The sequence below is a fragment of the Blautia hansenii DSM 20583 genome, assembly GCF_002222595.2.
Classification (GTDB): Bacteria; Bacillota; Clostridia; order Lachnospirales; family Lachnospiraceae; genus Blautia; species Blautia hansenii.
Genome location: NZ_CP022413.2, coordinates 760,001 through 783,367, shown reverse-complemented (window position 1 = coordinate 783,367; position 23,367 = coordinate 760,001). Strand labels below are relative to the sequence as shown.

The window sequence follows — 23,367 nt, the reverse complement described above, 5'->3', positions numbered from 1 at the left end:
TAATTTTTATAGTATTTCAAAGCTGTATAGCTTAGCGCCTATGGTGTTTCCCCACCGTAGGCGCTTTTATTTTTCATGTTTCCTGCCACTCTCTTATGCGGCTTAAGGCATACTCATAAGCCCGTTTATATGCAGCTGTGCAAGCGCTGGCGGTACAGCAGTTCTCATGCCCCATAAGGCTACATAATCTACGCTCGTAACAATGCTTGCACTTATGCAGCTTTGCGTAGTCGCTCGCTACCCGCTCCTGTCGCTTTTCCTCATATTCCAGATGCCGTTTAATCTGGTTTGCATCTATAACCGCAATTCCCAGCATATTTGCTGTATGTATTTCTCTGTCCATTTCCTCTGTTATGCCGTATTTCACGCCAGCAATAACAAAATCGCAGCCTTTCAGCAGCGTAAGCCCCGCAGCCATACCTCTTGCCCGCTCTTCCGGCTTTTTATCGTCCATGCACTGCGTCATATATAAATGCGGCGTAATGGGTGCTAAGCCCGCCTCTAACGCCTGCCGTGTCAGCTGCTGCGCATAATCTATGTTTCTGTCCAGCTCTGCGCCGTCTTTCGCCCTGTATGGGCTGCATATATAAACCTTTCTCATGCCTTTTTACCCGCTTTCTGTTGTGCCTCTGCCCGTGCCTGTTCATTTCCTGCCAGATATGCTGCTAAGCACATCAGCTCGTCTGCTCCCTTTTGGTCTATAAAATTACAATCAACGCAACATTTACAATACCCCGTAATCTGTAAATATCTGTCGTATACTTCCTGCGGTGTCTGGCACTGCTTTAAGCTGTCCACCATGCCTGCAAGCTGCTGTATTGCCTTTATGCCTGCCTCGCCGCCCTTTCCGTGTATCCCTACTGTAATCTGTCGCATTTTTGTTGCGCCGTCTGCTCCTAAAATTGTTTTACTCTTCATTCTGTACCTCGCTTTCTTCCTTAAACCCAGCCAAAAGCATAGTCATTGCATCTATCGCCGTATCAAAATGTTTTCCCAGCTCTGCTGCGTCAATAAGCCCCTGCTTTGTGTTTCTTCCATTCCCTTTCATTACTTGCGTTTGCAAAATAGGTTTTAACTGGCTAAGCCCAGCTATGCTGTTCTCTAACTCTTCCTCACTCACGCAGATTTTTACATAGCCCTTACCAATGCGTTCAACGCTCATTTTCTGCCTCTTCCTTTCTTCTAATCAGCCGTACCGATACCTCATAAGCTGTACGCTGTTCTCTTTCTCCTGTGGCTGCGTCAAGCACCTTTTCATACTGGCGGCTCTGATACCGCCCCAGCAGCTCTACAGTATCGCCCTGCTGCCACTGCGCCGCCTCGTCTGCCTGTTCCTGCCAGCAGATGCACGGTAAATAGCAGCTGCCGCCTGTAAGCTCATTTCTTACCCTTACCGTAATATCAGTAATGCGCTTGCCTCTCGGCGTTTCTCTGTGTGTTGGCGTATTTGCTATAATGCCTCTTACTGCTACCTCGTCCTGCTCTACTGCCTTTTCTGATACCGCCACAAAATCTGCCAGAATATATACCAGCAGTCTACCGCTCTGGAAGTCCTTAAGCGTCTGCGCCTTGCCCGTCAGTAAAAGCCTGCTGCCCTCTACAAATTCCTGCATAACGTCAAACTCTATGCCGTTGCAATCCCTGTATGGTACGTCCTCTGCAAATACTACCGTTACCTCGTCCGGCACGCCGCTTGGTCTTACCGTTTCCAGCTTTGCCATATAACCACAAAACGGCAGCCCGCATAGCTGCTTAATTTCCTTAATCTGTGTAAGCGTTCCTACCAGTCCCGCTGCATTTTCCTTGATACCGCCACCTGTAAGCTCGTCCATGATTGCAGTATCTAAATCCCGTAAAAAATCCGGCTTTTTCTTTGTCATACTTCCTGCCCTTTCCTTTCCTGTATGTATATGGTGTAGTAAAGTGACATCTGCAAATCACTAAACTTATACTGCGCTGTCTGGTCTGGCTCTAATGGTTTCATAAGCCCCAGCTCTTTCCAGCGTCTGTGCGTTATCTCCGGCACTGCCCTAAACTTCTTTACCTCATGCTCGCTGTATTTTCGGTATTCCTCGCTTATCTCATGGTCTGCAAACGGTCTGAACGCTGCCAGATACCCTACGTAAACCTCTGCTTTGCCCTCGATAATGCGCAGGCGGTCTGAACTTTCCAGCGTGCCTATAAATTCCTTTACTGTCACTGTCTGCCTCTCCTATTTCTCCGGCATTTCGTACAGCCTCGGTATTACTACTGCAAACGGCTGTACGTCCATGCCGCCCCTTACTATGGCTGCGCCGCCAGCCGTAAACAGATAGCTTACGCACGCTTTCTGTATCTCGTCCAGAACCTCTAAGCAGCGCTCTTTTGTGGCATACTCTCCGATTTCCTCTAAACACCCGTCACTTATGCAAATTACGTGGCGCTTTTTGTCTGCCTCTGCGCCGCCTCTCTTTTTCTTTACGTCCTCGTACTCTCCGTACTCTACGCAGGCGTAATTACCGCCCAGTCTATACAGCTTTTCTTTATTCTGGCTGCGTATGTATACCTCACTCATTGCCTGCCTCGCTTTCGTCCTTATGCTCTTGGTAGCCCTCTAAGTAGCCTATTGCCTCTACGTCAATGTCCTTGCCGTTCTTACCGTCGTTGTTTATCCGAATTTTGCCGTAGTAGGCATAAATACAGCAGCCGTCATAGTCGTATACTCTTATGCTGCCCTCTGCGGCTGTCTCTGGTGTTTCAATAACCAGCGGCTCTGCCTGCTGCATCTGCGCTGCTACCTGTTCGTCTGTTACTGGCTCGCTGTTCTTTCCTCTGTACCAGATAGCCAGCATAAACAAAATGATTGCCAGCACGCCTGCCGCTATAATGGCTACGCACTGTATCAGTTTCTTAACTGTTTGTCGTTTTCGTTTTCTCATTTCCCGCCTCGCTTTCCTCTATCATTGCAGTCCTGCTACGCCGTTCTATCCCAGTAGCCATAAACGCTATTTTCATATCTCTTTCGTTAAATTCGTCGTAGTCTCCTGTTGGTGCATCTTCTGGGAAAATCTGCTGTGCTTGTATGAAAGCGTCCATAAATGTGCTTAATTCCTCATAAAATACATTTCTGTAAAATTCAAACTCTAACTCTATTTCGATTTTCTGCGCTTTCGTGCAATATATGCCGATTTTCTGCCGCCGTCCGTATGGCTTGTATGCTGTTCTGTCAGATTTAGCACCCATGACCTTATACATACACTGTCGCAGCAGTTTTATTTCGTGCTTTCCGTTGTAGGAAAATATCGTATATTCATACTCTTCCTTTTGCAGTTCGTCTAAGGAATTTATACCGTTATCCTTAAGCAGCTTTGCAAGTTTCTTTTGCGCTGTCGTTTTCTCGCCGCCTACGCCCCGCTCTGCCAGTGCTTGCAGCTTTTTAATACGCTGTATTGTTTTTTCGTCCATGTATTGCCCTCTCTTCTGTAGCAAAATAGTAGTCGTCTACTATCATCATTTTTTTACTGAAAAGGCACATAAGCCCCAGCGGTACGGTAATAACCGCTATTGTTATGTCGCCCTCTGTCGCCCATACCGCCAGCACGGTAACTGCCAGCATTGCAAGCCCGTAGGCTTTCTGCTTAATGAAATACCAGCGGCGGGCTTTCTTTGCCTGCTCCCGCTGCCGCCTCTGCTCTTTTTTCTTTCGCATATCTGCTATGGCATCTGCATAGCCTCTCTGGTATGCGTCCTCTACTATCAATGCCTCTGCTGCCATTCTCTGCCTCTCTTCCTTTCGGCGGCGCTCTCTGTCTTTCCATGTGTGCCGCTCTCCTGTTCTGGCGTTTGGTTTTACCGTGCGGGCTGCTTTTCGCATTAAAAAGCAACTGAAAACCTGTTGACTGTCCACATACTTTCTGGCTGGTATGACCGCCGCTATTTTTCCACGGTATACAGATTGCAGCTATTAGCCTGCTGCCCTCTGCCGCAGGCTCGCCATGCCTGCTACGCAATGTGCCGTGTGGGACTTGAACCCACGACTTGCCGCTTATGAGGCGGCTGCTCTAACCAACTGAACTAACGGCACTCGTGGCGGCTGCTGCCGCCTATTATTCTCCTCTATTTCCAGATATGAACCATAAATATAATGCTTTCACTTCGTAACCGCTTAATAATTCCATTTGCTCCATGCACTCTAAAAACCCTCTAAGTTTTCCTCTGTTCCGTTCGTTCTCTTCTTTAAGTCCTTTTATCTTTGCCCTATCAATCAGCGCTGAAAGTGTTTTACAGTAATTCATTTGCTTTTCATTTAATTTCTTAAGTGCCTCTCTTGTCATATCTCTTTTACCTCTCTTTCGTTATCTTATCTCGGTCTATCTGCTTTCTTATTTCCTCGCTTTTCTTGCTATACCACCCGTCCACGGTATAGCGTAAATATCTTATGTACGCCCCTTTACTGCCTCTGGTTTTATCGTATGGATTTTGTTTTAATGCGTCCTCTAATTTCATTATTTTCCCTTTTTTATAGTGCCTGCTGCCCCGCTGCTGCCGTGTAGGTTTTCAATGTAAGCCCGCAGCGTTTGAACTCTCTATAAATCGTGTCTCTGTGTGTTCCCAGCACCTCTGCAATATCACTTACACTGCTGCCCTGCTTACTCATAGCCTCTATGGTCTGCCTGTCCTCGTAATGCAGACGCTTGTACTTTCGTTTCGCCATGTTCTATGCTCCTTTCCGTCCTCATTTGCTTTTATGGTAAAAAAATAAGCGTGTCAGAGTTTTTACGCTCTGCACGCTCTTCTTTTCTGCTGTTTCCTATAAAAAAGAAAATCGGCAGAGGCTTTATTACCTCTTGTCGATTTTCATTCTAAAACTTATCACCTGTCAGTACCTTATTTAAAATATCCGCCAACGGTTCCATGGCATTCATCTCTTCCTGTACCGTATTGGTTTGCGCTCCGCACTCCACCAACAATGCTTTTGGCCGTAAATGTAGATTATAACGATATCCTCTCAAATAAATGGTTCTTGCAATATCCGGATAATACTTCTTTGTTTCCAGCATCATCTGCAAAGAAAACGCCAAATTTTCTTGAATGTAGGGATTTGGCAGATAAGAAATCTCTCCGTTTTGTTTTGTTCTGCTCAGTCCGTTGAAAAACATAATTTTCGCCGTTTCTTTTCCGTCTATATTGGTAACCAGCCTCTTATTTCCGGATACACCGTCTCTATGAAGGTCAATCACCACTTCTACACTGGGGTTTTCCTCTAAAATCCGGCTTATTCTCTCCTGCGCATAGGTATATGCTTTATCTCTGTCCAGCTTTCCGTCTACAATATCAAAGGTATCTGTTACATGAATGACATTATATCCGTATGTGTCCCGCAGCAAGGTCGTGAGATAGTCCCCTACCCCTACAATAGTCGTGGAAGGATCTCCCGGCACAGAGTCAATAAATTCTTCCTGAGAGTGACTATGGTAAATGAGAATTTGCGGCTGTTCATTATTTCCCTGCATCCGCATATCCATTTCAAGAAGCGCCGGTGCATTTAACTGTTCGCTGTTGATACTGGTTGTTTTATCTACGGTGTAGAAATTACGCATAACAAAATCAAAATCCTGAAACTTCTCCAAAGGAATATCCGTAACAGGCGCTCTTATCTGATTAACAGTTTCCTGACTTGGTGCATCTCCCGGTATTTCCTCATCTTCTGTATTTTCATAACCGGAAGAAGGCGGACCAGCCTCCCGATTTTCTTCTAAAATCTTTGCCTCCAAAAATTCTGTATTTTCCCGCATAATCCGACTGCTTGTTTTTGCATCGATTTCCGGCTTCTTTTCCTCCTCTTTGGAATACTTTTTTAATATCGGCAGTTGTGCTTTTATTTTTTCCCACAGCCACTGTTTTCCGTCTTTTTCTCCTTCAGTTTCCGTTATTCCCGGAAGATATATCTTTAATGCCTGATGCTGTATATTTCCCATCATATATTCCATATCTTTTTTCTCAAGAGCCAGTCCCTTTACAATAATATATCCCGCCAGCAAAACCATTAAAATCCAAAGCAAAATTGAAATTCCCCGTTCTACATCTCTTTTCTTCACCTTATCACCTCATATCTATATATGAGAAAATATATTTCAATTATGCCTTGTCTTTTTCAAATGTAAAATTCAGTCCCTCTGAAATGGTATAAGAAAGCCGCTTAATTGTATCGTCTACATCTTTTGGCGTTACAAACATACTATAAAGAGAAGGCGCTATCATCTCTTCTAAAAATTCCTTCTTCTCTGCCTCCTCTAAAGTATCTAAAAGATACGCCATAGAGTCATGCACAATCGTTGCTGCATCTACTACCGTAGGTACTCCAATTCCAATTACTTTTACTCCCAGCACAGCTTCATTTAAACTGTTTCGATGATTTCCCACGCCTGAGCCGGGGTTAATTCCCGTGTCAGTAATCTGAATGGTTCTGTTTAAACGCTTGATGCTTCTGGCGGCTAAAGCGTCAATGGCAATAATTACATCCGGCTTTGTTTCCTCTGTTACCCCTCTGATAATCTCCAATGTTTCCATTCCTGTCTGCGCCATGACTCCCGGAACAATTCCGCTTATGCTGCTGGCATGCTCCTCTCCCATTCCCTGAATACCGTATTCTTTAATAATATGTCTGGTAATATGAAGATTTGCCACTACCTCCGGTCCCAGCGCATCCGGCGTAATTTCTCTGTTTCCCAAGCCTGCCACCAGCACTCGAATATCTTCTTTTTTCGGCAAAAGACTTTTTACATGATGTGCAAGCTCTTTAGAAATCTCCCTGTGGTAATCTTCATCCGGTACAGACAGATTAGGAGCTTCTATGGTAATATATACCCCTTGTGGTCTTCCCATGGTTTTTGCTCCGTTTTCTGTTTCGATTCGCACAACTGTTGTTCTGATATCCTTCTCCTGATTATAATCCTCCTCGATTACAACACCTCGGATTTCCACATTATCTTCCTCAAATTTTTCCTTTGCCTCCAACGCCAAATCCGTATGAATTCTCTGCAATGCCATCTTCCTCTTCCTTTCCCTGCCTTTTTTAAGTATTTTTCGCAATTTAAAGGATTTTATGTATTGACATTTATGGACAAATATTCTACAATGAAAAAGCATGTTATATCGGAGAGTTCCGTGTCTTTCTCCGATAAATATATAAAAAATAACAAATTGGAAAAAGATTATATTCGGAGGTGTACGCTTTGGCTAACATTAAATCTGCAAAAAAAAGAGTATTAGTAAACAGAAAAAAAGCTGAAAGAAATAAATCTATCAAATCAGCTGTGAAAACTTCTATCAGAAAAGTAGAAGCTGCTATCGAAGCAAAAGATAAAGAGGCAGCATCTGCAGCATTATTAAATGCTATTTCTACTATTGATAAAGCAGCTTCTAAAGGTGTTTACCACAAAAACACAGCTGCAAGAAAAGTTTCCCGCTTATCTAAAGCAGTGAACACTCTTGCATAAGAATTAAGATAAAATTAAACCTTGGCTGACCGTCATCAGTCAAGGTTTTTTATTTTCTATATACTGCTGAATTTTACTAAAAGCAGTTCCACACTCATGGTATCTGTCATAAATCCTGTCTTTACTTTTGTTTCCGCCGCAACACATTCCTCTACTGCTTTTCTCAATTCTTCTGTACTGTATTTCCTTGCGTACGTCAGATAATTTTTCACAACAAAAGGCTGAATTCCTGCTTTTTTTGCGATTTGTGACTGGTCATAGCCGCATTTGGATAATTCCTTTACCTGCATAATCAAATTAAACTGCCTTGCCAGAAGAAACAAAATCCTCATAGGCGGCTCTTTTAAAGCCAGCAGCTCATAGTAAAGGTCCAGCGCTTTTTTTTGATTTTTCTCCGTCACTGCCCTAATCATGTCAAAAATATGATTTGTTATCTGCGTTGTACACACATTCTCAATATCCTGTGCCGTAATAATCTCTCTGTCCATGGTATAACATAAAAGCTTTTCCAGCTCTCTTTCTATATTTCCCATATCTGTTCCGGTTTTACTCAGAAAAAGCTCCATATCCTTTTGGGTAATCTTTTTCCCCTCTCTTTTCATCATTCCCAGAACCCAGCGCATAATCGTATTGCTGTCCTGCACACCAAATTCCACAGCTCTGCCATATTTCTTTACGGCTTTGTACATCCTGTTTCTTTTATCTACATCATTTTCAATGAAAACCATACAGATATATTCCGGCAGCTCTGCCATATATTCCGGTAAATCTCCACACTGGTTTTTAAAAAAACCGGTATCCTCCAGAAAAATCACTCGTCTGTCTGCAAAAAAAGGCATGGTTTCTGCCAAATCTATAATTGCCTTTGGCTCTGTTTTTTTTCCCTCAAACATAGAAAAATTCATGGAGTCATCCTCCTGAACCAGCGCCTTTTTTAGCTTTTCTTTATACTGCTGCTTTAAATAATTTTCTTCTCCGTACAGCAAATATACCTGTTTAAAATCCTGATTTTTAATATCTTCCTGTAAGCTTTTCATATTTCTCTCTTTTCTTACAATTTTTATAATTCGCCGCCTCTAGGCGACAAGCTGATTATATCATGGTTCATTTCCCCTGAAAAGATACCTTTTCTTGCCCAATCTGCTTTCTATACAAAAACCATTCTTACTCTCAGTCAATCTAATTTCTCCTTCTTCCATAGTAGAAAATATTTTTCCCGTGTAAAGCTTCAATCTTTCCAACAATTCCTTATGGGGATGTCCATAAGAATTATCTTTGCCGCAGGAAATTACAGATGCTTTTGGACTGATAACTTCTAAAAATTCCTCCTTTGTAGAATTCTTTGAACCATGGTGTGCCACTTTCAGCACATCATATTTCTCACCTCTTTCCTTTAACTCCACAAAAAGCTCGTTTTCCCCCTCTCCCTCTATATCTCCTGTAAAAAGCGCCTTAAACTTCCCTTTTGTCATTCGAAATGCCTGAGACCCCTCATTACACTCCAAATCCTTTCTGTCAGGCGCAAGACATTCCAGCTGTATTTTTCCTTCCCGTATTTTTGTTCCTTTCTTTATGTATACAATTTTACATCCCGCTTTCCTTGCACTTTCCTCCAAAGCTTCCAGCTTCTCCTTTGTTTCCTCACACTCTGATAAAAAAAGCGTTTTCACCTTTATGTATGTTTCCTTTTTCCCTGCACATTCCAAAATTCCCTGTATTCCGCTAATATGGTCCAAATCGGTATGAGATACAAAAATTCCTTTTATTTCCTGTATTCCAAAAGCTTTCAAAAAAGGAAGAATTCGGTATTTCCCTACTCCTGATACACTGCTGCTGCCACCGTCTATGAGAAAACAGCTTCTGTTATCCGTATGGATACAAATACAATCTCCCTGCCCTACATCTAAGAACGTAAGACTTCTCGTTTCCCACGGAAGCTTTCCATACAAAAGCAAAATACAGAATACTAATATTCCATAAAAGAATTTTCTCCACCTTTTTTGTTTCTTTATCCACAACAAAAGAAAAAGAACTACATAATAGCACACACACTTCCACAAAGCCGGTTTTCCTGTAATCCATACTGCAAAAGGGATATTCTGAATGGTCTTTCCTACACTTATATAAGCTTCTAAAATCAACAGCGCAGGCGCTGTAACAAGTTTTCCCAAGGGAATAATTCCACACATTCCCAAAAGACTTCCTACACAACCGGATATCAGTAAAATTCCTGCGGTTGGAAGAACCAAAAGATTTATAATTATTCCAAACACGGAGATTTCATAAAAAAAATACATCATCATAGGCAACAGCACTGCCCATACGGCAATTCCTCCCTTTATTCCATCCATAAAAAGATTTTTGATTTTCTCTCCTAATGTCTTCTTTCCTCTCTGCATTTTCTTTGAAAAAAGTGCAGGTTGAACAAGACCTAAGCCTAAAATTGCACCGAAAGACAATAAAAAGCTGCTGTCGTATAAGTACAACGGCGATTTTATGAGGAGTAAAATACAGGCTAAGGCTGCTGAAGATAAAAAATCATACGTTCTTTTCCAAATCAATGCTCCAATCCAGACTGAAAACATAATTGCCGCCCGCATGACTGCCGCTCCGCTGCCTGTAAGACCTCCATATAAAATCATTGCAATCATAGAAATGCTCCCTGCTGCCCAAAAGGGAACGGAAAGTCTCTGCAAAATTTTTAAAAGTCCTCCTCCCATAATAGAAAGGTGCAGTCCTGAAATGGCTAAAATATGAGAGCATCCCATAATTTGAAACAATATCTTCTGACTACTGTCCAAATTTCTTTTTTCTCCTAACAAAACAGACTCAAAAAATCCAATTTTATCCTCCGGAACAACTTTTGAAATCCCTTTTATCCACATTTCTTTAATCTTGTTCTGCCATTTTAAAAACAGATTAAAATTCTTTTTCAACACTTGTACAGACTCCCCGGACTGATACCATTTTATCCCTCTGGCATAGTTATAAACCCTTTCATTAAACTGTCCCAGATTAGCAGGCAGAGGAATTTCCTCCAACCTTCCTTTTACGAAAACCTTGTCCCCACAGCGAAAGGCAGTGCTGCACTTTTCTCTTTTTATATGAACTTTTACATTATCTATGGAATATTGTTTTGAATTTATAGTTAGATTTGCATTCTTGATATAAAGATTTGTATAAAGAGTAAATTCTTCTTTCTTATAAATTTCTCCGCTTACTGCTGCTTTTTCCAGAGGAATTTTAAGAGGAAGCTTCGGCGTTTGAAAAGTGAACGCCGAAACCTGCATCTGTCCCAAAAGCCACAGCATGACTGCCCATAAAAGGGCAGCCCCACATAATGGTCTTTTACTCACTTTCTTCCTCCTTTAGCAATCCATAATCTGCATGATACGGTTCGTCTAATTTCATGGTTTCCCGAAACGTAACCTTCGTTTCTCCTTCCACCGAAATCTGCACAGCACGAATATTACATGCGTCTGTAAGAGAATTGACAATAGAATATATCGGAAGCTTTTCCTGCACATCCATGGAGTCTGTCAAAAAACTCTTATCCAGATTTACATAACAAATTCCTTCTACAATAGAAACGCCTAAAATTTTTGTATTCGGTGATAAGGTCGGTTTTAAGCCCTCTGTCTTAGGGCCTTTCAGCAATCTTTCCACCACTTCCCGTTCCACCGGAACATTGCTGTTATAATATGCCGAAACCGTCTCTTTCACCAAGCTGCTTCCGCTTTCATCTGCGAAATAGAGGTTCAGATTACTGTGTACATAAGAGTTTACATTCTCACCTTCATTTTCCATAAAGGTATTCCTATCCATTTTCCCGATTTCCACACCCTCTGAGTCTGTCATGGGCGCTCCGTTCTCTGTAAATTCCACATACTCAACTCCGGGTATCTGGGTAAATGCTTTTACAATACCTGCTCTTACCAGAATTTCTCTGGTATTTTTCATTTTTTTATAATTTTCATTAAAATTAACAACAACCTTTTCTCCATCATAACTGCACTCCAAAATATTTACATCTTTTGGAAGCAGTCGAAAATGTTCCTCTTTTTTCGGCGTTTCATCCAGCATCTCGCCGATTTCCTTTACCATTGCCTCTGTTGTCCTTTTTGTCGGCTTATACTCATCCGTTTCCAAAGAACTTTCCGTAGGCGACAAGTAATACATTTGATATTCTCTTTTTTCATTTTTTTCTTCCTTTTTGCTGCACCCTGTTACAGCCACTATAACAAAGCAGAGCAAAAGAAACAGGATGCCCTGTCTTTTTCCTTTCACCTATATGCCTCCTATCCAATATAATTTAACGGAATTCTCACTGAAAACGTAGTTCCTTTATGCTCCTCGCTCTTTACCTTAATCGCACCTCTGTGCATAACAATGGCATTTCTCGTAATAGCAAGTCCCAGACCTGTTCCGCCGATTTCTCTGGAGTGTGACTTATCCACACGATAAAATCTTTCAAAAATACGGTCAATGGACTCCTGGGGGATACCAATTCCCGAGTCTTCTACGGAAACATAAAAATATTTATGGTCTGCATTTAAAGTCACATGTACCCATCCGTCTTCCACATTATATTTAATACCGTTTTCTACTAAATTTGATAATGCCAGACTCAGCTTCACCTCATCTATCTCTGCAACAATGGGACGATAGCTTTCTAATACCAGCTCCACCTTCTTTTTATCAGCAATCGGCTTCAGTCTCTTTAAAATATTTTCCATGAGCTCATTGATGTTTACTTTCTCAATATTAAGCTCTGATGCCTTTTTATCCATTTTCACCAAAGACAACAGGTCTGTAATAATCTTATTCTCTCTATCAATCTCAACTGCGATATCCTGCATAAATTCCTTATACAGCTCTACGGGAACATCCTCCTGTCCTGCAAGAGAGTCCGCCAGAACTTTTATCGATGTCATCGGTGTTTTCAGCTCATGAGACACATTTGCCACAAATTCCTGTCTGGAGTCGTCTAAAACCTTCATTTTCTTCAGCATTTTATTGAAAACACTGCTTATCATCTCCGTTTCTGTATAATCCGGCACTGAAATCTCTTCATCTAAATACCCGTCCGTCAATTCTTCAATAGCTTTTCCAACTCGTGCGAATGGACGAACCAATGTTTTTGACCATACAAAACCTAAAATTAAAACAAATACACAAATAATCAACAGCAGTAAATTTGCCCTGTGTCTTAAAATAGCGATGCTGTCTTTAATATCGCTGGTAGAAATACTAATGAGCATTACACCTTCTACCTGCTTATTTATCATGTTTTTCAGAGGAACCGTCTGTACAATGTAAGAATTATCTTTATCATAATATCCTGTATTTTCTCCTTCAAAACACTTAATTACAGCCTCTGAAAGAAGATATTTTCCCTCATCAATATCATAGGTATCCTTTACAATTCTTCCATCTCGGTTAATCACTAAAATTCTTCCGCTGAAAACGGAAGAAAACATAGCCAACTCACTGTTAATAACCTCTGACTGGGGATATTTTAAATATTCCTCCTTCATAAGCTGTTTTCCCAGAATATCGCATTGATTTTTCACGCTGATATTTTTCAGCTCTACTGCTCGATTTTCATAACTGCTTACAATTACGCTTTCTGCAATGATACACGGCAAAATTCCGATAATCACCAGAAGTACCATAACTCGAAACCTAAGACTCTTCAAAAATGACAGTTTCATCTTTATCTTCATTCTAATTTCCTCACTCTATCAATAGGGCTTTTCAAAAAGCCTCAGAAAAGAATTGCCGCAATAGCATCTATCTACTGCGGCGTTAGCTTAGCCCTGAAAATAATATCCAATTCCCCATTTTGTATGAACATATTTCGGGTCACTTGGAACAGCTTCTATTTTTTCTCTTAAACGCCTGATATGTACATCAACGGTACGCACATCTCCCGGATATTCATATCCCCATACTAAATTTAAGAGGTTTTCTCTGCTGTATACTTTGTTTGGATTTTTTGCCAAAAGCTCCAATACATCAAATTCTTTTGCAGTCAGATTAATTTCTTTCCCTGCGATAAATACTCTTCTGCCTTCGCAGTCTAATTTCAAGTCTCCCGATACCAATGTTTTTCCAAAGCTTTCTTTTGCTTCTTCTTTACGCATTCTTCGCATAATCGCTTTAATACGTGCTTTTACCTCCAGAATATTAAAAGGCTTTGTGATATAATCATCCGCACCGTATTCAAGCCCCAAAATTTTATCCATATCTTCCCCTTTTGCAGTTAGCATAATAATGGGAACAGATGAAAACTCTCTGATTTGTTGACAGACCTCCAGTCCTGTAAGCTTCGGAAGCATAATATCCAGAAGAATCATATCATATTCCTTCTCTTTAGCTTTTTCCAGTGCTTCTTCTCCGTCATAAGCACAATCCACTTCCATTCCTTCCTGTTCCAGACTAAAACGTATTCCTTTTACAATCAGTTTCTCATCGTCTACTACTAATACACGCTTGCTCATCTATATTCTCCTTATTTTACTGTTATGTAATCCTTGACTTTATCAAATGTTTTCCCTTTAATCCCCGGTACCTCCTGAAGCTGTTCAATATTCTGAAAACCTCCGCAGGCTTCCCGATACTCCATAATGGACTGTGCCTTTTTTTCTCCTACTCCCGGAATTTCCTGAAGCTCTGTCAAATCGGCTGTATTTATGTTAATTTTACCACCGCTTTCTGTATTTTCCGATGAGCCGGAAAACATTTCGGGCTGTACTTCCATTTGTTGCACTTCTTCTATTGTATAGATTTGAAGCTTTTCCCCGTCTGATAAAACAGAAGCCTGATTAATTCCCGTTGTATCTGCATTTTCCAAAAAGCCTCCGGCTTCCTGAACTGCCTCAAATACTCTGGAACCCTGTTTCAGACAATATACCCCCGGAGCGCTCACTGCTCCGCTGACATCTACCCATATCCAAGCTTCTTCTTGTTCAGAATGTTCCTCTGTTTTTGGTTTATTCTGTTTTTCTTCCGACTGCTCTATCACAACCGTTTCCTCTTTTGGGGAATTACAGGAACTAAAAACAAGACATATTATGCCCATAAGCATTATAAATAAGATATTTTTTGCTTTCATCATACAATTACCTCCTTACGAGCTTGTAAAGAGGACTTCGTACAACTATGTCTATTGTAACGAATTTGCAATCTCTTTACAATATCAAATTGATAACTTCTTTTCTAAAAAATACATAAACTTTTTTGTGTTCTAATACGTTTTATGGGTATTACGGCAGAAACACCGATTTGCCTATTTGAAATGTAGCTTCAGTATAGCACTATTCTTTTTTCCCTGCAATCCAAAAAACAGCCGTAAGCAACCGGCTGTTTTTGTCTATTTTTCCCATTTGAAAATAACGATGCCCGCAATAGCGATTGCCATTCCCAAAAGCTTTCTCCATTGAAAATCCACCTTTTCCACACCGAACATCCCAAATAATTCAATAAGATATGCCACTGCAAGCTGTGCGATTACAATCAGCATTGCCGCTTTGGCAGGTCCTAAAGAGGACATACTCTGAATAACTGTTACAGTAATAAAAGCTCCGATTACTCCACCCAAAAGTATATACTTATTTTCGACCTTCATCAAAGCTCCCACGGACTCACGTCCCGTAAACAACCATGCTGCCACACAAACAAGAAATGCTGAAATCTGCACCCACCCTGTTGAAACCCAAAGACTCGTCTGCTTTGTCAGCTCCGTATTAAAAACTCCCTGTACACTCATAAGCGCTCCTGACAGCAATGCAATTAAAATTCCCCACATTTTCATTTTCCTCCATTATTTTCTCTTCATATTTTTACCTGTATTTCTTTTTTTATTCATATCTAACCTTGCATATAGATGTATATTTATTCTATTTTTATCTGTTTTATAAGTTTTTTTCTATTTTTTCAAAAAAACTATTGCATAATTATTTATTTAGGTGTATATTACATTCATACAAAATAATTCTTTGGAGGATTTCGTTATGAAAGAAAAAGTTATTTTAGCATATTCAGGCGGTTTAGATACAACAGCTCTTATTCCTTGGTTAAAGGAAAATTTTGATTATGAGGTTATCTGCTGCTGCATCAACTGTGGTCAGGGTTCAGAATTAGATGGTTTGGAAGAACGTGCAGCTTTATCCGGCGCTTCAAAGCTGTATATTGAAGATATTGTAGATGAATTTTGTGATGATTATATTGTTCCTTGCGTTCAGGCAGGCGCTGTTTACGAAAATAAATATCTGTTAGGTACTTCTATGGCTCGTCCGCCTATTGCAAAAAAATTAGTAGAAATTGCAAGAAAAGAAGGCGCTGTCGCTATCTGTCACGGAGCTACGGGAAAAGGAAATGACCAAATCCGTTTTGAATTAGGAATTAAAGCGCTTGCTCCTGATTTAAAAATCATCGCTCCATGGCGTATGACAGATGTATGGACCATGCAGTCCCGTGAAGATGAAATGGAATACTGTAAAGCACATGGTATTGACCTTCCGTTTAATATGAGCAACAGTTACAGCCGTGACAGAAACTTATGGCATATCAGCCATGAAGGTCTGGAATTGGAAGATCCTGCTGCTGAACCGGATTATGAACATTTACTGGTTCTGGGCGTAACTCCTCAGAAAGCGCCGGACAAAGAAACTGAAATTTCTCTTACTTTTGAAAAGGGCGTTCCTACTGCATTAAACGGAAAATCCATGAAGGTATCTGAAATTATTACAGAATTAAATGAATTAGGCGGCGCCAATGGTATCGGAATTATTGATATTGTAGAAAACCGTGTTGTGGGTATGAAATCCCGTGGTGTATATGAGACTCCCGGCGGAACAATTCTTATGGAAGCTCACGCACAGCTGGAAGAATTGATTTTAGACCGTGACACAATGGAAATGAAAAAGAAATTAGGAAGTCAATTTGCTCAAATCGTTTACGAAGGAAAATGGTTCACACCTCTGCGTGAAGCAATTCAGGCATTTGTGGAAAGCACACAGGAGTATGTAACCGGAGAAGTAAAATTAAAACTCTATAAAGGCAACATCATTAAAGCAGGTACTGTTTCTCCTTACAGCCTGTATAATGAGTCTCTTGCATCCTTTACGACAGGTGATTTATACGACCACCATGACGCAGACGGATTTATCACTTTATTCGGTCTGCCGTTAAAAGTTCGTGCTATGAAAATGGCAGAGGCTGCAAAAGAAAATAAATAATTTTTAGCGAAAAGAGGGGCTGTTGTATAAAACAGCCTCCTCTTTTTATCTTCCTCCTATTTTTCCGTATATATTCTGGGGAACTCTCGCCTTTATTTCAATTCCTCTGTCCGTATATTCCTCTGAAATCAGCTGTCCGTATTTTCGAATAAGCTGTATCTGTCCTGCTTCCTGATAATCTAAAATTCTTTCCAGATATATTTGATTTTCTGTCAATATTTTTTCTAGAACTTCCTTTAATTCTTCCAATCCCTGCCCTGTTTTTATGGCTGTCTTCACAATATAATCTGCTTTAAAATCTCTTATGGTTTCAGCATCCTGAAGCTTATCCTGCTTATTAAACAATGTAACGATTTTTTTATCTTCTACCCCCAATTCCTGTAATGTTTCATATACCACAAACATCTGCTTTTCCCTTTGGGGATTGGAAATATCCACTACATGAATAATGAAATCTGCATACTTTGCTTCTTCTAAGGTACTTTTAAAAGCTTCAATTAAATGATGGGGAAGCTTCCTGATAAATCCTACGGTATCTGTCAAATAAAGCTTCTGTTTTCCCGGTAATTCTAAAATTCTGGTAGTCGGGTCTAAGGTGGCAAAAAGCTTATCCTCTTCTAAAACTTTTGCATCTGTCAGCGTATTTAAAAGCGTGGATTTTCCTGCATTTGTATAACCTACAATCGCTGCTGTCATAATATTTTCTCTGCTTCTTCCTTCACGTAAAACCTGTCTGTGTCGTTTTACCTGCTCCAGCTCTTTTTTCAACTGAGAAATCCGAAGCTTAATCAGACGTCTGTCCATTTCCAGCTTTTTCTCTCCCGGTCCTCTTGTTCCTATACCTCCTCCCAGTCTTGACATGGAATTTCCAAGTCCTGTTAAGCGTGCAGCTCTGTATCGAAGCTGCGCCAGCTCTACCTGTATTTTACCTTCACTGGTATTTGCTCTTGCCGCAAAAATGTCTAAAATCACCATGGTTCTGTCCATGATTTTACACTGCAATTCTCGCTCCAGATTATTTATCTGTGAAGGAGAAAGCTCATCATCACAGACAATTCCCGTAGCTCCGTATCCGTCAAGCATCATACGGATTTCATCCAGCTTGCCTGTTCCCACATAATACCCCGGATGAACGGCTTCTCTTGCCTGTATAACAGTACCTAAAACCTCTGCACCGGCTGTTTTTACAAGCTCCTTCAACTCTTCCAAGGAGTCCTTTGTATCATCGTTTTCTCTTGTCTGCACACCGACCAAAATTACCTTTTCCTGCTCTTCTTTTAACTCATATAATTCCATAAAACTCTCCTATCTGTTCTCCAAAACAAATTCTTGAAAGCATTTCATACTTTTTGTCAGAAATTTGCTCTTATGATATACAAAATAATATTCCCTCACAATACTTTCATCTGTAATTTTAATTTCTCTTAAATGATGGCTTTTCATATAAGGCTCTAAAACTGATTTTGTGAGAAGCAAAACTCCCATTCCTTTGGCACATGCTTCAATCAGGCTTCGAATACTAATGCTCTCCATTACAATTTCCGGTTTCTTTTTATATTTGCTCAGAAGAGCCTCCACCATACTCCGAGAGCCGCTTCCCAATTCTCTTAAAAGCAGCGGCATCTCAATAAGCTCCTCCATTTTTGCCGAACCCTGCCAAGAATAATCAGACGAACAAACTGCTATCATTTTATCCGTTCCCACAGGCACGCTTCTAAAAAACTGCGGATTAGAAGGATAATCTGTAATTCCAAAATCCAAATCATTTCTTATTAGTTTTTCCTCAATCTGTCTGGAATTATCCACTAATGTATAAATGGGAATTTGCCCATACTCTTCTTTAAATCCTGCAATCAGCTGCGGAAGATAACTAATTCCATAAGAAGCATTTGTTCCCACTCGCACTTTGGTCACCGTCTGAATATCCCGCAAAACGTCCCTTGCCTCATCAAACTGCGCCAAAATAGAGTCTGCATAAATTAAAAGCTGCTCTCCTGCCTCCGTGATATACAAGCGTCTGTTCATCCGCTCAAACAATTTTGTTTCATAATACCCTTCTAATTCCCGAATTGCATAACTTACTGCCGGCTGCGCCATGTTCATTTCTTCTGCGGCAAGAGTAATGCTTTCCAAACGACAAACCGCAGAAAATATTTTTAAATGTCGTAATGTCATATCTCTCCTTTTACATCCATATCTTTTTTATTATACATAGTATAATAACATAATAATTGCTATACAGCTAGAAAAAAGCTAAAATAGAATAGAATAAAAAAATGTGAGGTATTATTATGTTATTAGTAGTTTTCTTTCTAATCTGTTTCTTTGCCTCCATCATAGGGGCAATTTGCGGTATTGGAGGCGGCGTTATCATAAAGCCTGTTCTTGACGCATTTGGCGTTATGGATGTTGCCACCATAAGCTTTTTATCCGGCTGTACTGTACTTTCCATGACTACATATTCTGTAATCAAAAGTAAATTAAGCGGCAGCTCTAATATTGAGCAGAAAACAGGTTTACCATTGGCGCTGGGCGCTGCTGTGGGTGGGCTTTTAGGAAAATGGATGTTTTCTTTCGTATCTTCTCTAAGCCCAGACAAAAACAAAGTAGGCGCTGTTCAGGCTGCCTGCCTTATGCTGGTAACTGTCGGTACGTTAGTTTATACCCTTTACAAAGAACGGATTAAAACATACCATGTAACAAACTTAATGGCTTGTGTCGCCATCGGTATTTTTCTGGGAATTCTCTCCTCCTTCTTAGGCATTGGAGGCGGTCCTATCAATCTTGTTGTTTTATTTTTCTTTTTCTCAATGACAACAAAAATTGCGGCTGAAAATTCTCTATATATTATTTTCTTTTCCCAGATAGCCAGTTTATTATCATCCATTGTAACAAAAAGCGTTCCTGATTTTGAAATCGCAACCCTTATCTTTATGGTAATAGGAGGCATTGGCGGAGGTATCGCCGGAAGAGCTCTCAATAAAAAAATTGAAGAAAAAACTGTGGACAAGCTTTTTATTGGTTTAATGGTTGTAATTATTTTTATCAATATCTATAATATTTATCAGTTTATCGGATAACAAAAACTGCTGAGGTAAAACCTCAGCAGTTTTTGTTATTTGCTATCATTTATGCCAAAAAATAAGAGAAATGTTTACTTTAAAACATTTCTCCGTCTTTTACTTAATGCCGCAGACCGGAATCGAACCGGTACGGGAGTATAAGTCCCGCAGGATTTTAAGTCCTGTGCGTCTGCCTGTTCCGCCACTGCGGCATTTTCGAAATGCTGTTGCATTTCAAACGACCCAGAAGAGACTCGAACTCTCGACCTCCGCCGTGACAGGGCGGCGCTCTAACCAACTGAGCCACTGGGCCATATTCTATTATGTATTTGGATACCTTTAACAAATGGACCTTCGGGGACTCGAACCCAGGACCGACCGGTTATGAGCCGGTTGCTCTAACCAACTGAGCTAAAGGTCCAAAAAGCCGATGATCGGACTCGAACCGATAACCTGCTGATTACAAATCAGCTGCTCTGCCAATTGAGCCACATCGGCATCCTTTTTTAAGCTTAAAGCTTAGTGACTCCTACGGGAATCGAACCCGTGTTACCGCCGTGAAAGGGCGATGTCTTAACCGCTTGACCAAGGAGCCAAATATTTTTTATTACTAAACTCCCCCTGTTGGACTCGAACCAACGACACTGCGGTTAACAGCCGCATGCTCTACCGACTGAGCTAAGGAGGAATATACTTCTTACACTATACCTTCAAAACCACATATATAAAACGAAACTTTCCAACTGCCGTTCGTGTATCTCTACACTCAGGTCAAGCCCTCGACCGATTAGTAACAGTCAGCTCCATACATTACTGCACTTCCACCTCTGTCCTATCTACCTCGTCGTCTTCAAGGGGTCTTACTTCTTTCAAATGGGATATCTCATCTTGAGGGGGGCTTCACGCTTAGATGCCTTCAGCGTTTATCCCTTCCGGACTTGGCTACCCGGCCATGCTCTTGGCAGAACAACCGGTACACCAGCGGTCCGTCCACCCCGGTCCTCTCGTACTAAGGGCAGCTCCTCTCAAATATCCTACGCCCACGCCGGATAGGGACCGAACTGTCTCACGACGTTCTGAACCCAGCTCGCGTACCGCTTTAATGGGCGAACAGCCCAACCCTTGGGACCTACTACAGCCCCAGGATGCGATGAGCCGACATCGAGGTGCCAAACCACTCCGTCGATGTGAACTCTTGGGAGTGATAAGCCTGTTATCCCCAGGGTAGCTTTTATCCGTTGAGCGATGGCATTCCCACTTAATACCACCGGATCACTAAGCCCTACTTTCGTACCTGCTCCACCCGTCGGTGTCGCAGTCAAGCTCCCTTCTGCCTTTGCACTCTGCGAATGGTTTCCGACCATTCTGAGGGAACCTTTGGGCGCCTCCGATACCCTTTCGGAGGCGACCGCCCCAGTCAAACTCCCCGCCTGGCATTGTCCCACCGCCGGATTACGGCGGCTGGTTAGAAACCCAATATCACAAGGGTGGTATCCCAACAGCGACTCCGCATAGACTGGCGTCCATGCCTCTTCGTCTCCCACCTATCCTGTACATGCAATACCGAGTCCCAGTACCAAACTGGAGTAAAGCTCCATGGGGTCTTTCCGTCCTGGCGCAGGTAACCAGCATCTTCACTGGTATTTCAATTTCACCGGATGCATTGTTGAGACAGCGCTCAAATCATTACGCCTTTCGTGCGGGTCGGAACTTACCCGACAAGGAATTTCGCTACCTTAGGACCGTTATAGTTACGGCCGCCGTTTACTGGGGCTTAAATTCAAAGCTTCGCTTGCGCTAACCTCTCCTCTTAACCTTCCAGCACCGGGCAGGCGTCAGCCCATATACCTCACCTTTCGGTTTTGCATAGACCTGTGTTTTTGCTAAACAGTTGCTTGAGCCTATTCTCTGCGGCCACATCTCTGTGGCACCCCTTCTCCCGAAGTTACGGGGTCATTTTGCCGAGTTCCTTAACAATGCTTCTTCCGTCGGCCTTAGGATTCTCTCCTCATCCACCTGTGTCGGTTTACGGTACGGGTACGATATAAACAATAGCGGCTTTTCTCGACGCATGGCTCACACACTTCCCTACTTCTTTTCGGTCCGCATCACGTCTTCAGATTGCCTGGCGGATTTGCCTACCAGACTCCTACCTCGCTTGCCCCGGGATTCCATTCCCGGGATGTGCTTTCCACACGTGTCCCCACAGTTCTGTTATATCGCAGTACAGGAATTTCAACCTGTTGTCCATCGACTACGTCTTTCGACCTCGCCTTAGGTCCCGACTTACCCAGGGCAGATCAGCTTTACCCTGGAAACCTTAGATATTCGGCCGTAAGGATTCTCACCTTACTCTCGCTACTCATTCCGGCATTCTCTCTTCCATAAAGTCCACAGCTCCTTTCGGTACTGCTTCTTCCCTTATGCAATGCTCCTCTACCAATTCCTTAGAATTCCTCAGCTTCGGTGTCGTGTTTTAGCCCCGGACATTTTCGGCGCAGGACCTCTCGACCAGTGAGCTATTACGCACTCTTTGAATGTATGGCTGCTTCTGAGCCAACATCCTGGTTGTCTTTGAAATCCCACATCCTTTTCCACTTAACACGCACTTTGGGACCTTAGCTGGAGGTCTGGGCTCTTTCCCTTTCGACTATCCAACTTATCTCGTATAGTCTGACTCCCGGTAAGCAATTCTGCGGCATTCGGAGTTTGATATTCTTCGGTAGGCTTTGACGCCCCCTAGGAAATTCAGTGCTCTACCTCCGCGAATCTCTACCGAGGCTAGCCCTAAAGCTATTTCGAGGAGAACCAGCTATCTCCGGGTTCGATTGGAATTTCTCCCCTATCCACACCTCATCGCCACCCTTTTCAACGGATGTGCGTTCGGTCCTCCATTGCCTTTTACGGCAGCTTCAACCTGGACATGGATAGATCACCCGGTTTCGGGTCTGCACATACTGACTCTGGCCCTATTAAGACTTGGTTTCCCTACGGCTCCACACCTTCAGTGCTTAACCTTGCCAGCATGCACAACTCGCCGGACCGTTCTACAAAAAGTACGCGGTTCACCTAATAATGGTGTTCCACAGCTTGTAAACACAGGGTTTCAGGTTCTCTTTCACTCCCCTCCCGGGGTCCTTTTCACCTTTCCTTCACAGTACTATACACTATCGGTCACTGAGGAGTATTTAGCCTTACGGGGTGGTCCCCGCGTATTCCCACAAGGTTTCTCGTGTCTCGTGGTACTCTGGATCCTGCCATGTCATCTTGGGTTTCATGTACGGGGCTTTCACCCTCTCTGGCCGGCTTTCCCAAAACCGTTCCATTACCCTTGACGAATCATTTCTGCAGTCCGAACCCCAGCATGCACGCACGCTGGTTTGGGCTCTTTCCCGTTCGCTCGCCGCTACTTAGGAAATCGAGTTTTCTTTCTTCTCCTCCGGCTACTTAGATGTTTCAGTTCACCGGGTTCCCTTCCATACGTTATGGATTGGCGTATGGATACATGAGGTCTTCTCATGTGGGTTTCCCCATTCAGAAATCTCCGGATCATAGGATATTTGCTCCTCCCCGAAGCTTATCGCA

At 42.0% G+C, this 23,367-nt stretch carries 26 protein-coding genes, 7 tRNA genes and 1 rRNA gene (1 of these 34 running past the window's edge); 3 read left to right on the top strand and 31 right to left on the bottom strand.

What is annotated here, in order from left to right; all coding sequences use genetic code 11:
* Positions 1-73: 73 nt before the first annotated feature.
* From CGC63_RS03935 to gpr, 15 genes are all read right to left on the bottom strand, one after another.
* On the bottom strand, positions 74-601 hold the full coding sequence (locus tag CGC63_RS03935; RefSeq protein WP_003023400.1) for a DUF7768 domain-containing protein: 528 nt from the start codon (positions 599-601) through the stop codon (positions 74-76).
* The gene (locus tag CGC63_RS03930; protein WP_002591249.1) at positions 598-918 is read right to left on the bottom strand and encodes a hypothetical protein; all 321 of its coding nucleotides are present in this window, start codon (positions 916-918) and stop codon (positions 598-600) included. Before CGC63_RS03930 ends, CGC63_RS03935 begins: the two co-directional genes overlap by 4 nt.
* Complete coding sequence (locus CGC63_RS03925) at positions 908-1,162, bottom strand: hypothetical protein (protein ID WP_003023403.1); 255 nt, start codon at positions 1,160-1,162, stop codon at positions 908-910. Before CGC63_RS03925 ends, CGC63_RS03930 begins: the two co-directional genes overlap by 11 nt.
* Positions 1,152-1,880, bottom strand: coding sequence for a single-stranded DNA-binding protein (locus CGC63_RS03920; RefSeq protein WP_003023406.1), 729 nt, complete (start codon positions 1,878-1,880; stop codon positions 1,152-1,154). Before CGC63_RS03920 ends, CGC63_RS03925 begins: the two co-directional genes overlap by 11 nt.
* Positions 1,877-2,200 carry a hypothetical protein gene (locus tag CGC63_RS03915; RefSeq protein ID WP_003023408.1) on the bottom strand — a complete coding sequence of 108 codons (324 nt, stop codon included), beginning with the start codon at positions 2,198-2,200 and terminating at the stop codon, positions 1,877-1,879. Before CGC63_RS03915 ends, CGC63_RS03920 begins: the two co-directional genes overlap by 4 nt.
* Positions 2,201-2,212: 12 nt before the next feature.
* The gene (locus CGC63_RS03910) at positions 2,213-2,554 is read right to left on the bottom strand and encodes a hypothetical protein (protein WP_003023411.1); all 342 of its coding nucleotides are present in this window, start codon (positions 2,552-2,554) and stop codon (positions 2,213-2,215) included.
* Entirely contained in the window at positions 2,547-2,918 is a 372-nt protein-coding gene (locus CGC63_RS03905) for a hypothetical protein (protein ID WP_003023414.1), read from the bottom strand. The genes CGC63_RS03910 and CGC63_RS03905 overlap by 8 nt, the downstream gene beginning before the upstream one ends.
* The gene (locus CGC63_RS03900) at positions 2,890-3,444 is read right to left on the bottom strand and encodes a hypothetical protein (protein WP_003023416.1); all 555 of its coding nucleotides are present in this window, start codon (positions 3,442-3,444) and stop codon (positions 2,890-2,892) included. The genes CGC63_RS03905 and CGC63_RS03900 overlap by 29 nt, the downstream gene beginning before the upstream one ends.
* Positions 3,416-3,886, bottom strand: coding sequence for a hypothetical protein (locus CGC63_RS03895; RefSeq protein WP_233447370.1), 471 nt, complete (start codon positions 3,884-3,886; stop codon positions 3,416-3,418). The genes CGC63_RS03900 and CGC63_RS03895 overlap by 29 nt, the downstream gene beginning before the upstream one ends.
* Before the next feature lie 103 nt (positions 3,887-3,989).
* Positions 3,990-4,063, bottom strand: a tRNA-Ile gene (locus CGC63_RS03890).
* A 22-nt stretch (positions 4,064-4,085) separates the two neighbouring features.
* Complete coding sequence (locus CGC63_RS03885; RefSeq protein WP_003023421.1) at positions 4,086-4,313, bottom strand: hypothetical protein; 228 nt, start codon at positions 4,311-4,313, stop codon at positions 4,086-4,088.
* 7 nt (positions 4,314-4,320) lie between these two features.
* The gene (locus CGC63_RS15505; RefSeq protein ID WP_003023422.1) at positions 4,321-4,485 is read right to left on the bottom strand and encodes a hypothetical protein; all 165 of its coding nucleotides are present in this window, start codon (positions 4,483-4,485) and stop codon (positions 4,321-4,323) included.
* Positions 4,486-4,498: 13 nt separating this feature from the next.
* Positions 4,499-4,693 (bottom strand): helix-turn-helix domain-containing protein, encoded by a 195-nt coding sequence (locus tag CGC63_RS03880; protein WP_003023424.1) that lies wholly within the window; start codon positions 4,691-4,693, stop codon positions 4,499-4,501.
* A 148-nt stretch (positions 4,694-4,841) separates the two neighbouring features.
* Positions 4,842-6,077 (bottom strand): stage II sporulation protein P, encoded by a 1,236-nt coding sequence (locus tag CGC63_RS03875; protein WP_003023427.1) that lies wholly within the window; start codon positions 6,075-6,077, stop codon positions 4,842-4,844.
* 40 nt (positions 6,078-6,117) lie between these two features.
* A complete protein-coding gene (gene gpr, locus CGC63_RS03870) occupies positions 6,118-7,029 on the bottom strand; it encodes a GPR endopeptidase (RefSeq protein ID WP_009247607.1) in 912 nt (303 codons plus the stop codon).
* A 185-nt stretch (positions 7,030-7,214) separates the two neighbouring features.
* On the opposite strand from gpr, the gene rpsT reads away from it, so the two are divergent.
* Positions 7,215-7,478 (top strand): 30S ribosomal protein S20, encoded by a 264-nt coding sequence (gene rpsT, locus CGC63_RS03865; protein WP_009247608.1) that lies wholly within the window; start codon positions 7,215-7,217, stop codon positions 7,476-7,478.
* Positions 7,479-7,534: 56 nt separating this feature from the next.
* Here the strand turns inward: rpsT and holA are convergent, their stop codons facing one another.
* The 7 genes from holA to CGC63_RS03830 all read right to left on the bottom strand — a co-directional run bounded on the left by holA (position 7,535) and on the right by CGC63_RS03830 (position 15,288).
* On the bottom strand, positions 7,535-8,515 hold the full coding sequence (holA, locus tag CGC63_RS03860; protein WP_003023432.1) for a DNA polymerase III subunit delta: 981 nt from the start codon (positions 8,513-8,515) through the stop codon (positions 7,535-7,537).
* A 60-nt stretch (positions 8,516-8,575) separates the two neighbouring features.
* Positions 8,576-10,834, bottom strand: a complete 2,259-nt coding sequence (locus CGC63_RS03855; protein ID WP_003023434.1) for a DNA internalization-related competence protein ComEC/Rec2 — start codon at positions 10,832-10,834, stop codon at positions 8,576-8,578.
* Positions 10,827-11,765: a GerMN domain-containing protein gene (locus CGC63_RS03850; RefSeq protein ID WP_003023437.1), complete on the bottom strand. Its 939-nt coding sequence runs from the start codon at positions 11,763-11,765 to the stop codon at positions 10,827-10,829. The genes CGC63_RS03855 and CGC63_RS03850 overlap by 8 nt, the downstream gene beginning before the upstream one ends.
* Before the next feature lie 11 nt (positions 11,766-11,776).
* The gene (locus CGC63_RS03845) at positions 11,777-13,204 is read right to left on the bottom strand and encodes a sensor histidine kinase (protein WP_003023439.1); all 1,428 of its coding nucleotides are present in this window, start codon (positions 13,202-13,204) and stop codon (positions 11,777-11,779) included.
* A gap of 87 nt (positions 13,205-13,291) precedes the next feature.
* Positions 13,292-13,981, bottom strand: coding sequence for a response regulator transcription factor (locus CGC63_RS03840; RefSeq protein WP_003023441.1), 690 nt, complete (start codon positions 13,979-13,981; stop codon positions 13,292-13,294).
* 11 nt (positions 13,982-13,992) lie between these two features.
* Positions 13,993-14,598 (bottom strand): ComEA family DNA-binding protein, encoded by a 606-nt coding sequence (locus CGC63_RS03835; protein ID WP_003023443.1) that lies wholly within the window; start codon positions 14,596-14,598, stop codon positions 13,993-13,995.
* A 255-nt stretch (positions 14,599-14,853) separates the two neighbouring features.
* On the bottom strand, positions 14,854-15,288 hold the full coding sequence (locus tag CGC63_RS03830; protein WP_009247613.1) for a DMT family transporter: 435 nt from the start codon (positions 15,286-15,288) through the stop codon (positions 14,854-14,856).
* Positions 15,289-15,493: 205 nt separating this feature from the next.
* On the opposite strand from CGC63_RS03830, the gene CGC63_RS03825 reads away from it, so the two are divergent.
* A complete protein-coding gene (locus CGC63_RS03825; protein WP_040351316.1) occupies positions 15,494-16,720 on the top strand; it encodes an argininosuccinate synthase in 1,227 nt (408 codons plus the stop codon).
* A gap of 45 nt (positions 16,721-16,765) precedes the next feature.
* Here CGC63_RS03825 and hflX read toward each other — a convergent pair whose 3' ends face one another.
* Positions 16,766-18,016 carry a GTPase HflX gene (gene hflX, locus CGC63_RS03820; protein WP_003023451.1) on the bottom strand — a complete coding sequence of 417 codons (1,251 nt, stop codon included), beginning with the start codon at positions 18,014-18,016 and terminating at the stop codon, positions 16,766-16,768.
* Positions 18,017-18,025: 9 nt separating this feature from the next.
* On the bottom strand, positions 18,026-18,895 hold the full coding sequence (locus CGC63_RS03815; protein ID WP_003023455.1) for a LysR family transcriptional regulator: 870 nt from the start codon (positions 18,893-18,895) through the stop codon (positions 18,026-18,028).
* A gap of 116 nt (positions 18,896-19,011) precedes the next feature.
* Here CGC63_RS03815 and CGC63_RS03810 point away from each other — a divergent pair, with 116 nt between their 5' ends.
* Entirely contained in the window at positions 19,012-19,800 is a 789-nt protein-coding gene (locus CGC63_RS03810; RefSeq protein ID WP_009247615.1) for a sulfite exporter TauE/SafE family protein, read from the top strand.
* Between the two features lie 107 nt (positions 19,801-19,907).
* Here CGC63_RS03810 and CGC63_RS03805 read toward each other — a convergent pair.
* The 7 genes from CGC63_RS03805 to CGC63_RS03775 all read right to left on the bottom strand — a co-directional run.
* Positions 19,908-19,994 (bottom strand) — tRNA-Leu (locus tag CGC63_RS03805).
* A gap of 27 nt (positions 19,995-20,021) precedes the next feature.
* A tRNA-Asp gene (locus tag CGC63_RS03800) sits at positions 20,022-20,095 on the bottom strand.
* Positions 20,096-20,129: 34 nt separating this feature from the next.
* Positions 20,130-20,203, bottom strand: a tRNA-Ile gene (locus tag CGC63_RS03795).
* A 4-nt stretch (positions 20,204-20,207) separates the two neighbouring features.
* A tRNA-Thr gene (locus CGC63_RS03790) sits at positions 20,208-20,280 on the bottom strand.
* A 25-nt stretch (positions 20,281-20,305) separates the two neighbouring features.
* Positions 20,306-20,377, bottom strand: a tRNA-Glu gene (locus CGC63_RS03785).
* A 20-nt stretch (positions 20,378-20,397) separates the two neighbouring features.
* Positions 20,398-20,470: transfer RNA gene (locus tag CGC63_RS03780), tRNA-Asn, on the bottom strand.
* Positions 20,471-20,549: 79 nt separating this feature from the next.
* A 23S ribosomal RNA gene (locus CGC63_RS03775) occupies positions 20,550-23,367 on the bottom strand; it runs 66 nt beyond the window's last position.